This window comes from Pseudomonas sp. BF-RE-21 (assembly GCF_019947305.1).
GTDB lineage: Bacteria > Pseudomonadota > Gammaproteobacteria > Pseudomonadales > Pseudomonadaceae > Aquipseudomonas > Aquipseudomonas migulae.
Genome location: NZ_JAGYGF010000025.1, coordinates 1 through 12929, shown reverse-complemented (window position 1 = coordinate 12929; position 12929 = coordinate 1). Strand labels below are relative to the sequence as shown.

The 12929-nt window shown below is 61.1% G+C and carries 11 protein-coding genes; 1 reads left to right on the top strand and 10 read right to left on the bottom strand.

Annotation, left to right across the window (positions count from 1 at the left end; genetic code table 11):
- Nucleotides 1–91 precede the first annotated feature (91 nt).
- Genes KGB25_RS17295 through KGB25_RS17270 form a run of 6 tightly spaced genes read right to left on the bottom strand, consistent with a single transcriptional unit; the run spans nt 92 to nt 4322 of the window.
- Complete coding sequence (locus tag KGB25_RS17295; RefSeq protein ID WP_223435982.1) at nt 92–1774, bottom strand: acyl-CoA synthetase family protein; 1683 nt, start codon at nt 1772–1774, stop codon at nt 92–94.
- Nucleotides 1771–2316: a hypothetical protein gene (locus tag KGB25_RS17290; protein ID WP_223435980.1), complete on the bottom strand. Its 546-nt coding sequence runs from the start codon at nt 2314–2316 to the stop codon at nt 1771–1773. Before KGB25_RS17290 ends, KGB25_RS17295 begins: the two co-directional genes overlap by 4 nt.
- Nucleotides 2313–2567 (bottom strand): acyl carrier protein, encoded by a 255-nt coding sequence (locus KGB25_RS17285; protein ID WP_008025124.1) that lies wholly within the window; start codon nt 2565–2567, stop codon nt 2313–2315. The genes KGB25_RS17290 and KGB25_RS17285 overlap by 4 nt, the downstream gene beginning before the upstream one ends.
- A gap of 9 nt (nt 2568–2576) precedes the next feature.
- Nucleotides 2577–2837, bottom strand: a complete 261-nt coding sequence (locus tag KGB25_RS17280) for a phosphopantetheine-binding protein (RefSeq protein WP_008025122.1) — start codon at nt 2835–2837, stop codon at nt 2577–2579.
- Entirely contained in the window at nt 2818–3627 is an 810-nt protein-coding gene (locus tag KGB25_RS17275; protein ID WP_223435977.1) for a lysophospholipid acyltransferase family protein, read from the bottom strand. The genes KGB25_RS17280 and KGB25_RS17275 overlap by 20 nt, the downstream gene beginning before the upstream one ends.
- Nucleotides 3603–4322, bottom strand: coding sequence for a beta-ketoacyl synthase chain length factor (locus KGB25_RS17270; RefSeq protein ID WP_207284697.1), 720 nt, complete (start codon nt 4320–4322; stop codon nt 3603–3605). The genes KGB25_RS17275 and KGB25_RS17270 overlap by 25 nt, the downstream gene beginning before the upstream one ends.
- A 361-nt stretch (nt 4323–4683) precedes the next feature.
- Here KGB25_RS17270 and KGB25_RS17265 point away from each other — a divergent pair, with 361 nt between their 5' ends.
- Nucleotides 4684–5454 (top strand): ParA family protein, encoded by a 771-nt coding sequence (locus KGB25_RS17265; protein ID WP_008025116.1) that lies wholly within the window; start codon nt 4684–4686, stop codon nt 5452–5454.
- Nucleotides 5455–5588: 134 nt separating this feature from the next.
- Here the strand turns inward: KGB25_RS17265 and trxC are convergent, their stop codons facing one another.
- From trxC to KGB25_RS17245, 4 genes are all read right to left on the bottom strand, one after another.
- The gene (gene trxC, locus KGB25_RS17260) at nt 5589–6023 is read right to left on the bottom strand and encodes a thioredoxin TrxC (protein WP_008042033.1); all 435 of its coding nucleotides are present in this window, start codon (nt 6021–6023) and stop codon (nt 5589–5591) included.
- A gap of 85 nt (nt 6024–6108) precedes the next feature.
- On the bottom strand, nt 6109–7572 hold the full coding sequence (gene selO, locus KGB25_RS17255; protein ID WP_223435975.1) for a protein adenylyltransferase SelO: 1464 nt from the start codon (nt 7570–7572) through the stop codon (nt 6109–6111).
- Nucleotides 7573–7620: 48 nt separating this feature from the next.
- Entirely contained in the window at nt 7621–10971 is a 3351-nt protein-coding gene (gene mscK / locus KGB25_RS17250) for a mechanosensitive channel MscK (RefSeq protein WP_192226886.1), read from the bottom strand.
- 34 nt (nt 10972–11005) lie between these two features.
- Nucleotides 11006–12748 (bottom strand): potassium/proton antiporter, encoded by a 1743-nt coding sequence (locus KGB25_RS17245; protein ID WP_008025108.1) that lies wholly within the window; start codon nt 12746–12748, stop codon nt 11006–11008.
- Between the last annotated feature and the right edge of the window lie 181 nt (nt 12749–12929).

Sequence of the window (12929 nt, the reverse complement as noted above, 5' to 3'; positions counted from 1 at the left end):
GCAGGCTCGCTCCCACACTAGATTCGTGCGCGACGCAGACACCCTGTGGGAGCGAGCCTGCTCGCGATTGAGTGCGCAGCACTCACCAAATTTATGCATCACTCGAAGCCTCCAGCAAAATCCGCCCGCTGGAACACGTGGCGGTCTCGTTGCGATAGGCGAAATACAACTTGCTGCGTACCGGATCGAAACGCAGGTGTAACTGGATTTCATCGCCGGGGCGCACCAGTTGCTGGAACTTCAGCACTTCCATGCCGGCGAATTTTTCCGGCAGGTTCATCAACTGTTGGCCAAGGCTCAACGCCCAATCCACTTGCACCACGCCGGGCAATACCGGCGCCTGAGGGAAATGGCCGCTGAAGTAGGCGAGGTCCGGTGGCACCGCCAGTTGCAGGCTCCATTCGCCATCGGCTTCTACCTGCTCCAGCACTTGCGGCGCCTTCGGGCGCGGCGCCAGCAACTGCGCTTCGACGTCGGCCTGAGGCAGTTTGCCCTGAGCGTTCAGCGGCAACTGCCGCAGTAAACGCCAGCGTCGAGGCAAGGCAAGGGCTTCGCAATGCTGGCTCAGGTGTTGGCGCAATGCCTGAGTGAGGGTGCGTCGCCCTTGATTGCGCAAGGCATGCAAACCTTGCTCGCTCAGCACCAGCAACGCACCCAGTGATGCGCGATTTTCCTGAACCACGCCCAGGCGCGCTTCGGCGACCCAGTCGTGGGCCATCAGCGCGTGTTCCAGCATCGGCAGGGAGATACGTTTTTCTTCCAGTTTGACGATCCGGTCCAGACGGCCCAGCAATTCGAAGCGGCCATCGGCAGCGATTCGCGCGGCATCCGCGGTGTGTTCAATATGGCCGGGTGGCAGGTACGGCGAGGCAATGAGCAGCGCGCCATCGCTGTCCTGGCTCAATTCGATGCCGGCAAACGGCTGCCACAAATCAAGTCCCTGGCGCCAGGCAATGCCGCCGGTTTCCGAGCTGCCGAAGATTTCCGTCGGCCACTGTTGCAGGCGTTGCTGCAGGCTTTGCGCCGCCTCGGCCGGCAATGCGCCGCCCGAGGAAAACACCCGACGAACCGCGCTCAAGGCCGGCCAGTCGAGGTTGTCGCCCATGCGTTTGAGCAGCGCCGGGCTGGCGACCCAGGCGAAGGCCGGGTGTTCGCGGCTGGCGCGCTGCAAATCTTCCGGAAAGGCCAGTTGCTTGCGCACGAACGAGCGCCCGGCACACAGCGGCCACAACACCCGAAACAGCAAACCGTAGATGTGTTGGGTGGCGACGCTGCCGATGATGCAGGCTTCAGCCAGATCGGCGCCCCAGAGGTGTTCCAGGGCTTCGACTTCATTGGCCAGTTGGCGCAGGTTTTTGTCGATGCGTTTGGGCGCGCCACTGGAGCCGGAGGTGCACAGGCTAAGCGTGCAGCGATCCAGGTCCAGCGCTGCTGCACTTAGCGGCGCATGGCGATAGTCGCTCAACTGAGCGTCATCGGCCTGATCCGTCAGCCACAGATCGACTTCACTCGACCAGCGTTGGCGCGTCTGGGGTTGCAGGTCGGCAGGCAGCAACACACTGACCCCGGCACGCCAGGCGCCAAGCAGGGCAATCGCCAGGTCGGCGGCGTCTTCCAGATGCACGGCAATGCGCCGCACACCCTGCGCTTGCAGGCCGGCGGCCAGGCTCAGGGCCTGTTCGCACAATTGTGCGTGATTCAGCACCGGCCCGGCCGTCACGGCGCGTTCCGGTTGAGCCTTGAGCAACAGGTGCTCAAGTTTTATCCAATTCATGGGTGGCCTCGTACCCGTTGTCGTATAAGCCATTCAATGGCAAACATCAGGCCGATCAATCCATAGGAGATCAGGCCGGTGTACAACATCCACCAACTCAGCGGCGCCCAGAGGGTCAGGGCGGCGGCGCACAAACCGTTGCAAAGAAAAAACCAGCACCAGGCAATGGTGACCTGGCGGGTGTAGCGAATGGCCTTGGCCGGCAAGCGTGGCTCACGCAGGCGGGCCAGGCGCTCGATCATCGGCGGGCCGAATTTCAGGCTCAACCCGAACAGCACCAGCATGAAGCCGCTGATCAGCACGGGGTACCAGCGCAGCATGGCAGGGCTGTCGAACAGGGCGAGCAACAGGCAAAACACGATGGCGACAGTGGCCATCCACAGGCTTCCTGGTCGACGCACGCCCGTCACCGCTCGCGCCAGCCACAGGCTGCCCAGCAGCAGGCCGAACTGCCACGGGGCGAAATGCTCCATGCCGAAATACACCGCGAAAGGGTACAGCAGCCCCGCGAGCAGCAGGCCGAGGCCGATCAGTCGACTCATGCGGCCGGCTGAACCAGACGGTAAACCGCCTCAACGACGTCGCTGACGGTACGCACCGATTTGAATTCTTCGGCGGCGATTTTCTTGCCGGTCTGGCGTTTGATGTGATCGATCAGGTCGACCGCGTCAATGCTGTCGATTTCCAGGTCCTGGTACAGGTTGGAGTCGAGGCTGACACGTTCTGGATCCAGCTCGAAGAGTTCGACCAAGGCATCGCGCAGGGTGTTGAAAATGTCGTCACGAGTTTGCATGGTCCGGTCTCAAGCTGCCTGTTTTGCAGTGACGAACGCCGCAAGGCTCGCCACGTTGCTGAAGTGATTGCGGGTGTCCTTGGCGTCGGCATCGATTTTGATGCCGTACTTTTTCTGGATCGCCAGGCCGAGTTCCAGGGCGTCGACGGAGTCCAGGCCCAGGCCTTCACCGAACAGCGTCTGGTCATTGCCGATGTCTTCGACGCTGATGTCTTCGAGGCCAAGGGCGTCGATGATCAACAGTTTTATTTCACGGTGCAGATCGCTCATCTTCGGCGAGCTCCTTAATAAAGTAGTGATGCAGGTAATCATTGAGCTTGCGCGAGGCTTGAGGCGCCGGGCCTTGTGCAGCGAAGGCGTGTGGGTCTATATCGGCCCCGACACGGAAACTGAAGTGCACGCGACGTTTTGGGATCCGATACCAGGGTTCAGCCTTGGTCAAGGTGGTCGGGCTGACCTTGATGACCACCGGTGTGAGAATTTTCGCACCGCGCAGTGCGATCGACGCCGCACCCCGATGGAAGGCGGGTGCTTCGCCGGGCTGGGTGCGGGTGCCTTCGGGGAAAATGATCAGGGTCTGGCCGCTTTTCAGCGCGTCGGCCGCGGCGTCGAGCATGTCCATGCTGCCGTCGTTGCTGATGTATTCGGTGCAGCGTAACGGGCCACGGGTGAAGGGGTTTTCCCACAGGCTGCTTTTGACCACGCAGTTGGAATGGCGCACCAGGCCGATCAGGAACACCACGTCGATCAGCGATGGGTGATTGGCGATGATCATTTGCCCGGGGCGGCCGAGTTTTTCCGCGCCCTCAATGTCGTAGGTCAGCACGCCGGTGCGGGCCATGAACCGGACGAAAAACCAGAAACAGCGGCTGACGGTTTGCCGCGCACGCAAGCGGTGCGTCTGGGCATCGCCGGGCAGACAGCCCAGCACCGGGAATACCACCAGGCGCAGGCAAAGCCCGCCCAATCCGAAGAGGGTGAAGCTTGCGGCGGTGGCCAGCAAACGCCAGTAATAGGCGTCGCGGTTTTTTTCGGTTACCGATTGCGTTGCCAGTTCCATACACGATTTTTCCAGGCATGTTGGCAGGTGGTCTGCTGGCCCAGCAGGGTACGCAAGAGATTCAGGGCATGGGGCCAGTGGGCTTTGGACAACTCATCCGAAGTGCTGTTCAAGGACAGTTGCCAGTCATTGCCCGGTGTGAGCAACAAAGCCACCGCGTAGGGAAACGGCACGTCGTCGATCCAGGTCGAATAGGCTTCGGGTGGCTGCTCTTCGGTGACCACCAACAGGACGGCGGGCGCTCCTTCGCCAAGCAGCGCCGCAGCCTCTAGCATGCCGTGTTCAAGGCCATCACCGGCCGCAGCCAGAGCGGTCATTTCGCTGGTTTCGCCGCGCATGATCGACCACAGGCCGATGACTGCGTTGTGCACAGACAGGCTGAACTGAGTCGGCGACAGGGGCTGATCGGCGGCCAGATCGCTGAGGATTTCGAAGGTGCGCGGTGTTTCGCCGTGGCGGGAAATAAAGACCAACGGTAGGTCAGGGCGACCATCGGCCAACGGCCAGCCGACACTGAACGCCATCCGCGCCAGACGGCTGAGCCGCCGCCGTTGCATGGCCGGCAGAAACGAGACGTCGGGGGCGGCATCGCAGCTTGGCAGCACGACCGGTTGTCGGCTCCAGGCCTGCCAATCGTCCACGCTTTCGAGCCCAGGGGCCCACGCGCGCCATTGGGCGATGTTGAAGTTGATCACAGATGTTCATCCCGCCCCTGCGGGCTTTCTTGACGCGGCAAGTCGCAAAATCGGCGATTCACCTGACGTGACGCTGAGCGTCGAGTGGCGCGCATTATCCCGTTGCGGCGAGCGCGTAGCAAATGCTGGTTACATTTTGCTCAACGAAATGTACCGATTGGTTCGTGAAAAGCTGTCGTTTGGCCATTATTCACATCGGTGGACGGATGTCTGTCGGCGCCGAGAGCATTTTTCCGGACGAGAAGGCGGCTTTTTCGGTGAGTGTTTGCACCTGACTGCGTAGTCCCTGTGCCGGCGAGGTAGCTAAGCGACGCCGTGGACTACTACACTCGGTCATTCTTTGATACACGGAGGTTTTGACATGCGGCGCGTGGTATTCAATCAGAAAGGCGGCGTAGGCAAATCCAGCATTGCCTGCAATCTGGCGGCGGTCAGTGCCAGCGAGGGCTATCGCACCCTGTTGGTGGATCTTGATGCTCAGGCCAATTCGACCCAGTACCTCACCGGGCTCACCGGTAATGACATTCCGATGGGGATTGCCGACTTCTTCAAGCAAACGCTGTCTTCAGGCCCGTTTTCGAAGAAAAACCAGGTCGATATCTACGAAACCCCGTTCGACAACCTCCACGTCATCACCGCCACCGCCGAACTGGCGGACTTGCAGCCCAAGCTTGAGGCGAAACACAAGATCAACAAGCTGCGCAAACTGCTCGACGAGCTGGCCGAAGATTACGACCGGATCTACCTCGATACGCCGCCAGCACTAAACTTTTATGCGGTGTCTGCCTTGATTGCCGCCGATCGTGTGCTGATCCCCTTCGACTGCGACAGTTTCTCGCGTCAGGCACTGTACGGTCTGCTGGCGGAAATCGAAGAATTGAAGGACGACCACAACGAAGGGCTGGAAGTGGAAGGCATCGTCGTCAACCAGTTCCAGGCCCGCGCCAGCCTGCCCCAGCAGATCCTCGACGAGCTGATTGCCGAAGGGCTGCCCGTGCTGCCGGTGTACCTGGGCACTTCGGTGCGCATGCGCGAATCGCATCAGGCCAACACGCCGCTGATCCACCTCGACCCACGGCACAAGCTGACCCAGCAATTCGTCGAGCTGCATAGCCTGCTGGAAAATGCCTGATCTTCCCGGCACCACCGAACCCCTGTGGGAGCGAGACCGGCTTGCCGGCGATAGCGTTTTGTCATTCAACATTGATGTCGGCTGACACTCCGCCATCGCGAGCAGGCTCGCTCCCACAGTGATTGGTGGTGCTACTAAATCCCCTGGCTACGCAACCAGCTCATCAACTGCGGCAACGGAAACGCCCCGCTCTGGCGTGCCACTTCCCGGCCGTTCTTGAACAGAATCAGGCTCGGAATCGAGCGAATCCCCAACTGCGCCGACAACTGCTGATTCGCCTCGCTGTCCAGCTTGGCCAGCCTGCATTTGCCCGCCAACTGACTGGCCGCCTGCTCAAACACCGGCGCAAACGACTTGCACGGCCCGCACCAGTCCGCCCACACGTCCACCAGCAACGGCAGATCGCCCTTGATCTGACTGGCGTAGTCACCTTGTTTCAACTCGAAAGGCTTGCTCAGCAAGACCTCGGCTTTGCAGCGCCCGCATTTCGGCTGATCGCCGAGGCGCTCGGCGGGGATGCGGTTGAGGCCGTTGCAGTGGGGGCAGGGGATGAGGAGTGGTTCGGACATAATCGGACTCTGAATAAATGGGTAATCAGTGAAGCTGATCTGGAGTCGAAGTCGGTGGTTATCAAGGCGACATTCCGTAAGTCACTCAAGAGGAACAACTGATCTCCAAATGCTTCCCCCACTCCGGCGGCCGTTCGGCGTAACCCTCCATCCCCGGTTGCTCCTCGAACGGATTGCTCAGCACCGCATGCAGCCGGCGAACCTCTGAATAGTCGCCGCTTTCCGCCGCGTCGATGGCTTTCTGCGCCAGGTAGTTGCGCAGGATGTAGAGCGGATTGACCGCGTGCATCCGTTGGCGGCGTTGTGGCTGGTTAACTTCACCTTCGCGGGCAACACGGGCGACATAACGTTCTGCCCAGGCATCAAAGCCCTTGATGTCGACGAAGTCGTCGCGCAAGCGGGCGACGGCCAGCTCGGGTGACTCGTCGCCGAGGCGGCGGAAGAACAGGCTGTAATCGACGCCGCTGTTCTGCATCAGTTGCAGCAGCTGTTCCAGCAGTTTCTGGTCATCGTCTTCGGCGGTGGTGAAGCCGAGGCGGCGGCGCATCAGGTCAAGGTAGTGAGCCTGGAACAGCGGCAAATACAGGCCCAGGGTTTCGCGCAGGGCTTCGACGCTGATGAACGGCGTCAGCGCCTGGGCCAGGGCGCTGAGGTTCCACTGGCCGATCGGCACCTGGTTGCTGAAGGAATAACGGCCCTGATCATCGGAGTGGTTGCAGATGAAGTTGGCGTCGAAGTCATCGAGGAAGGCGAACGGGCCGAAGTCGAAGGTGATGCCGAGGATCGACATGTTGTCGGTGTTCATCACGCCGTGGCAGAAGCCATAAGCCTGCCATTTGGCGATCAGCTCGGCATTGCGCTCGACGACTTCGCGGAACATCGCCAGGTACGGTTCTGGCTGTTCAAGGCATTCCGGGAAGTGCATGGCCAGCACGTGCTCGCCGAGCTCTTTCTGCTTTTCGGGGCGTTTGGTGTAGTAGAAATACTCGAAATGCCCGAAGCGCACATGGCTCGGTGACAGGCGCAGGATCATGGCTGCGCGTTCCTGTTTTTCGCGCCACACCGGTGTGTCGGAGCCGATCACGCACAGCGCGCGGGTGGTCGGGATGTTCAGGGCATGCAGCGCTTCGGACGCAAGAAACTCGCGGATCGACGAACGCAGCACCGCACGGCCATCGCCCATGCGCGAAAAAGGCGTCTGGCCGGCGCCCTTGAGGTGCAGGTCCCAATGCTCGCCGGCCTCGTTGTAGACCTCGCCCAGCAGCAGTCCGCGACCGTCGCCCAGCTGTGGGTTGTAGGAGCCGAACTGATGCCCGGAATACACCATCGCACGCGGCACCGCGTCGGCCCAGAGTTTGTGGCCGCTGAACAGCTCGGCGAACTCCGGGGTTTCGGCCTCGGCCGGATCAAGGTCGAGCAGCGCCATGGCGGCAGGGCTCGCGACGACCAGGCGCGGGTTGTCGATGGGCTCGGGCAGTACGTGGGCAGAAAACGTATCGCCCAGGCGATCGAAGCGATTATCGAAGGTCAGTTCGTCGAGGGATTTCACCGGCCATCTCCAGCAGAATGTCCGAGCATTCTGCTAGGGATAGGGCGGTTAGTCGAGTTTGGCGGGCGGCGGCTCTTGCAGCGGTTTGCCGTCGGCCATCGGCACGATGGTTTTGGCCTCCGGCTCGATGGGCACCATTTTGTATTCCTGGCCGTGCAGGTTCTTCAGGTAAACCTCCATCTGCCGGAACGAAATGTTGATGTGCTGCTTCTTGAACTCGCGGTTGATGAAGCGGTTGACCTCATCGAGTACCGGGTTGCGGTCACCGAGGTCGCGCACATGCATGCGCAGCTCGTGGTCGAGGGTGCTTTCGCCGAAGTTCAGGAAGTACACGTGCGGTTCCGGATCCTTCAGCACGCGCGGGTTGTCCCGGGCAGCTTTGAGCAGCAGTTCTTTCACCAGGTCCAGGTCCGAACCGTAATCGACGCCGAGCTTCAAGGTCACCCGGGTAATGGTGTCGGTCAGCGACCAGTTGATCAGTTGCCCGGTGATGAACGTCTTGTTCGGGACGATGATGTCCTTGCGGTCGAAGTCGGTGATGGTCGTGGCGCGGATGCGGATCTTGCTGACCGTGCCCGACAGGTTGCCGATGGTGATCGTGTCGCCGATCCGCACCGGGCGTTCGAACAGGATCATGATCCCGGAGATGAAGTTCGCAAAAATCTCCTGCATCCCGAAGCCAAGTCCCACCGAAAGCGCCGCCACCAGCCACTGCAACTTGTCCCAGCTCACGCCGAGCGTGGACAGGGTCGAGACGAAACCGATGCCGGCGATCACGTAAGACAGCAGCGTGGTCGTGGCGTAGGCGCTGCCCTGCGCCAGGTTCAGCTTCGACAATACGAACACTTCCAGCAGCCCTGGCAAGTTGCGCGCGAGGGCGAAGGTGATGCCGATGATGATCAGCGCCCCCAGCATGTCGCCGATGCTGATCGGCACCATGCTCATGTTGGCGCCGGTGCCGCTGGTGTATTCGTAGAGGGTGATGTTATCGAGGTACGAGAACACCGAAATCAGATCGGACCAGACCCAGTACAGCGCAGCGATGAAGCCGCCGAGCAGCGCCAGGCGAATCAGGCGCAACGACTGCTCGTTGACCTTCTCGATGTCCAGGGTCGGCTCTTCGATCACTGCTTCGCCATCGCCGGCCTCTTTCGCTGCCTGACGTTTGGCCAGGGCGCGCTGGTAGGCGAGACGGCGTGCCGCAACGCTCAGGCCGCGGACGAACGTGGCTTCGATCACCAGCCAGAACATCAGCAGGTAAAGCGTGTTGATCAAGCGGTCGCTGAGCTTCAGCGCGGTGTAGTAGTAGCCGAAGCACACCGCCACGAACAACGCGACAGGCAGGACGGTGAACATGACCCCGACCGCTTTGCGGAACAACGAGGCGTTTTCGTGCGTCGGGCTGCTGATCAGCAATCGACTGAGCAGCCAGGTCATCAAGGCGTAGCAGATCAGTACGACCGGCATGCCCAGCACGTCATCGGCCAGCCCCGCCGGTTGCAGCTCGGCAACGGCCACCACCGCGACCAACGCCATGACCACCAGCCCGAGACGGCGGACCCAGCCCTGGAGAAATTCGACCTGAGGCTTTTCCCAGCGGAAATGCAGTTCGGCGACGCCGCCCGGCGCGAGGATCCGGTAGGCGGTGTAGAACACCAGCCAGGCCTGAGCCATTTGCAGCAGCGCCGCGCCCATGTTGGCGTTCTGCCCCCGAGCGTCGATTTGCAGGGCCAGGCCACACAGGGCCAGGCCCAGCGCAACCGGCAATGCCAGCAGAATATTGACCAGAATCGCCTGCGGCGTGTGCAACTGGCTGTCACGTTTGAAGTGGCCGATGTCCTGGTGAACCTTGTTCAGTCGGGCATACAGGCTTTTACGCCGCCACAGCAGGGCGCCGATCACCAGTACCAACGGGAGAAACAGCAGCGGTCGCTGAGTCAGGCCGTCAATCAATTCACTCACGCTCGACGCCAGCGGCAGGGTCGCCACCTGGCGTTGCAGACGTTCCGGCACGCCGCGCATCCATTCAAGATCGAGCGGCTTGTTGCTGGGAATCCAGAACATCTGTTCGTCGAGGGTCGCCCGCAGGCTTTGCGCGGTGCTGAGCAGTTGCTTCTGATTGAGTTGCAGCGTGATCGATTCGTTGAGCACCGCGCTCAGTTCGCGGTTCAGCCGCTCCAGCAGGTCGGCGCGGGTCGTGGCCAGTTCCAGCAGGCTCTTGCGTAGTTGCGGGGTGACTTGCTCGGGCGGCTGAGTCGACAGCAGGTTGTCGACATAGGTCGCCGGGTTGCTGAGCAATTCCCGTTGCTGGCTGACTTCGAACTGATACAGGCGAATGTCGGCGATCTGGTCGGCCAGGTCGCGGTCGACCTTGAGGCGCGGCAGGCCCTGTTTCTGTTTGTAGAGGATTTTCGACAGCAGCAGGCTGCCCTTGAGCACGCTGATTTGCTCGTCGAGGGCCGAATCGCTCTGGGTTACGTTGTCGAGTTGCTGCTTGGTTTGCAGGTTCTGCTGGGTGACTTCGTTGAGGCGGTCGGTGCTCTTGAGCAGGTAGTCCGAAAGCTTCAGGTTTGCCGCACTTTCGGTGGCCAGCAGGGCGCTGCCGCCGGACTTCTGCGCTTCGATGGACTGCTGCGTCACCGTCTCCTGGGACTGGGCCAGGCGTTTCTGGTTGATCAGGTTTTGCAGCTCCTGGATTTCGCGATCCAGGCGGTCGGATTTTTCCGAGAGCAAGTCATGCTGGCTGTTGCCCAGGTCCTGCAACTGGCTGTTGCCGGCCAGTTCCTGGCGACGCAGCGGGATCAGCGCATTCAGTGCCGCGAGTTCGGCATTGAGCAGGTCGCGCTGTTCGCTGCTCAAGGTCTTGCCGTTGTCTTTGCCGGCCTTGAGGATGTTATTGATCTGCTGGATGCGCGTCTGGCTGGTGGAAATTTCAGCCTGGGCACGCTCAGGGCGGGTCTGGGCGGTAATGACCAGGCTGTTCGCATCGGCGAGGGCTTTCTGCATATCACTTTGCTGGGTCGCGCGCTCGGTCAGCATCTGCTCGAGCTGCTGCACGGATTCTTTGCCATAGCGTTGCGCCACAGGGATGGCGCTGCTGGCTTTGAGGCGCGTCAGTTCGCGCTGGTTCTCGATGTTCTGCTTGGGCGCGGTAGCGAGTTGCTGCTTGAGATCGGCCAGCTTGCGCTCGTAATCACGCTTGTTGTTGAGCTGTGTCAGCGTGCTTTGCAGCAGCGTTTGCAGGGCTTTCTGATCGGCTTCCGGCAGTTTGCGGTCGGCGATCTTGTCCAGGCTCGCCTGCACGGCTTCGCTGGACGGTGGTTCCGCCGCTTGCAGTGTGCCGACAGACAGACTCAAGCCCAGCAGGGCCATGATGAAAAAGGTGCGCAGGGTTGACATAGAGACCGATCGAAAACGAGACGAAGAATGAAGTTTAGAGGAAGAGTCCCGGACCCGGGCGACTTCCTTCGGGGAATCTGACGCCCACTTTGCCGATCTTGTTCCCTTCCATGACCGCGACGGTCCAGATGGTGTTGTTCCATTCCACCTGGTCACCCACGACTGGCGCGCCGCCCACTTTGTGAGCAATGAAGCTGGCCAGAGTCATATCCGGATCGATGCCTTCGACTTTCAATCCGTACAGGGCAGCAACCGCCGCCAGCTGGGCATCTCCTTCGAGTACGAAGTCGCCGAAGAAACGCAAATCGAGGCCTCGTTGAGGCGCCTGGCTAAACAGTTTTCCAAGGGCCGGCAGGTTGTGTTCGTGCCCGATTACGCAGAGCAAATCATCGACTTCGAGCACCGTACTACCCGACGGATGGAGCAGTTGCTGGCCACGAAACAGTGCGGCGATGCGTGTGCCTTCGGGCATTTTCAGTTCGCGAAGGGGCGAACCGATGCACCATTTTTCGGCACCGAGGCGATAAACGAACAGCTCCCACTCGCTGGTGACATGCACTTCCAGGGCTGAGCGCGAGATCGGCGCAGGTTCCGGTGGCACCGTCACCTTTAACAGTTTGGCGATCCACGGCAGGCTCGTCCCCTGTACCAGCAACGACACCAGCACAATAAAGAAGGCGAGGTTGAAGTAGAGCTGGGCGTTGGGCAGGCCGGCCATCAGCGGGAACACCGCCAGAATGATCGGGACCGCGCCGCGCAGGCCGACCCAGGAAATGAAGGCTTTCTCTCGACCGTGGAAGGCCTTGAAGGGCAGCAGGCCGACCAGCACCGACAGTGGCCGGGCAAACAGGATCATCCACAGCGCCAGGCCCAGCGCGGGCAGGGCAATCGGCAGCAAGTCGTGCGGCGTGACCAGCAGGCCCAGCACCAGGAACATGCCGATCTGCGCCAGCCACGCCATGCCGTCGAGCATGTGCAGAATGCCGTGGCGGCTGCGTACCGGACGGTTGCCGATCACCAGGCCGCACAGGTAAACCGCGAGGAAACCGCTGCCGTGCAGGGCGTTGGTCAGGGCGAACACCACCAGGCCGCCGGCGATCACCAGAATCGGATAGAGGCCGGTGGCCAGATTGATCCGGTTGACCAGTTGCAGCATCAGCCAACCGCCACCGAGCCCGATCACACCACCGATGCCGAACTCGCGCAGCAGGTGGGTCAGCAGGCTCCAATGCAGGCCGGTCTGGCCGCTGGCGAGCATGTCGATCAGGGTGACGGTGAGGAACACCGCCATCGGGTCGTTGCTGCCGGATTCGATTTCGAGACTGGCGGTGACCCGTTCGTTCAAGCCTTTGCCGCCGAGCAGCGAGAACACCGCCGCAGCATCCGTGGAGCCGACGATGGCGCCGATCAGCAGGCCCTGAATCAGGTTCAGATCGAACAGCCAGGCCGCGGCCATGCCGGTCAGCCCGGTGGTGATCAACACCCCGACCGTGGCCAGCGACAGCGCCGGCCATAACGCCACACGAAAACTCGACACCCTGGTGCGCAAACCGCCGTCGAGCAGGATCACCGCCAGTGCAAGGTTGCCGACCAGATAGGCCGTTGGGTAGTTATCGAAAATAATCCCGCCGCCATCGACGCCGGCGGCCATGCCCACGGCCAGGATGATCACCAGAATCGGGATGCCGAGGCGGGACGAAAGTGAGCTCACCAGAATGCTCGCACCTACCAGCAACGCGCCGATCAAGAACAGGCTGTTGATGGTCGTCGCATTCAAAGGCAATACTCCAGAAAGCTGAAAGGCGGGCACACACTGACCATGCAGTCTGCGTGCCAGCGATTCTAACCTGTTGAAATGTGATGCTGTCAAAAAGCTTTTGCAGATCAAAAGCCTTACGCGAAATCCGCCATTACGCAATCCCCTGTAGGAGCCGGCTTGCTGGCGATGGCGATTTCAC

Excerpts from the sequence above, each read along its gene's own strand:
- KGB25_RS17295 (WP_223435982.1), bottom strand. The coding sequence starts at position 1,774 with ATGAATTGGATAAAACTTGAGCACCTGTTGCTCAAGGCTCAACCGGAA.
- KGB25_RS17290 (WP_223435980.1), bottom strand. The coding sequence starts at position 2,316 with ATGAGTCGACTGATCGGCCTCGGCCTGCTGCTCGCGGGGCTGCTGTAC.
- KGB25_RS17285 (WP_008025124.1), bottom strand. The coding sequence starts at position 2,567 with ATGCAAACTCGTGACGACATTTTCAACACCCTGCGCGATGCCTTGGTC.
- KGB25_RS17280 (WP_008025122.1), bottom strand. The coding sequence starts at position 2,837 with ATGAGCGATCTGCACCGTGAAATAAAACTGTTGATCATCGACGCCCTT.
- KGB25_RS17275 (WP_223435977.1), bottom strand. The coding sequence starts at position 3,627 with ATGGAACTGGCAACGCAATCGGTAACCGAAAAAAACCGCGACGCCTAT.
- KGB25_RS17265 (WP_008025116.1), top strand. The coding sequence starts at position 4,684 with ATGCGGCGCGTGGTATTCAATCAGAAAGGCGGCGTAGGCAAATCCAGC.
- trxC (WP_008042033.1), bottom strand. The coding sequence starts at position 6,023 with ATGTCCGAACCACTCCTCATCCCCTGCCCCCACTGCAACGGCCTCAAC.
- mscK (WP_192226886.1), bottom strand. The coding sequence starts at position 10,971 with ATGTCAACCCTGCGCACCTTTTTCATCATGGCCCTGCTGGGCTTGAGT.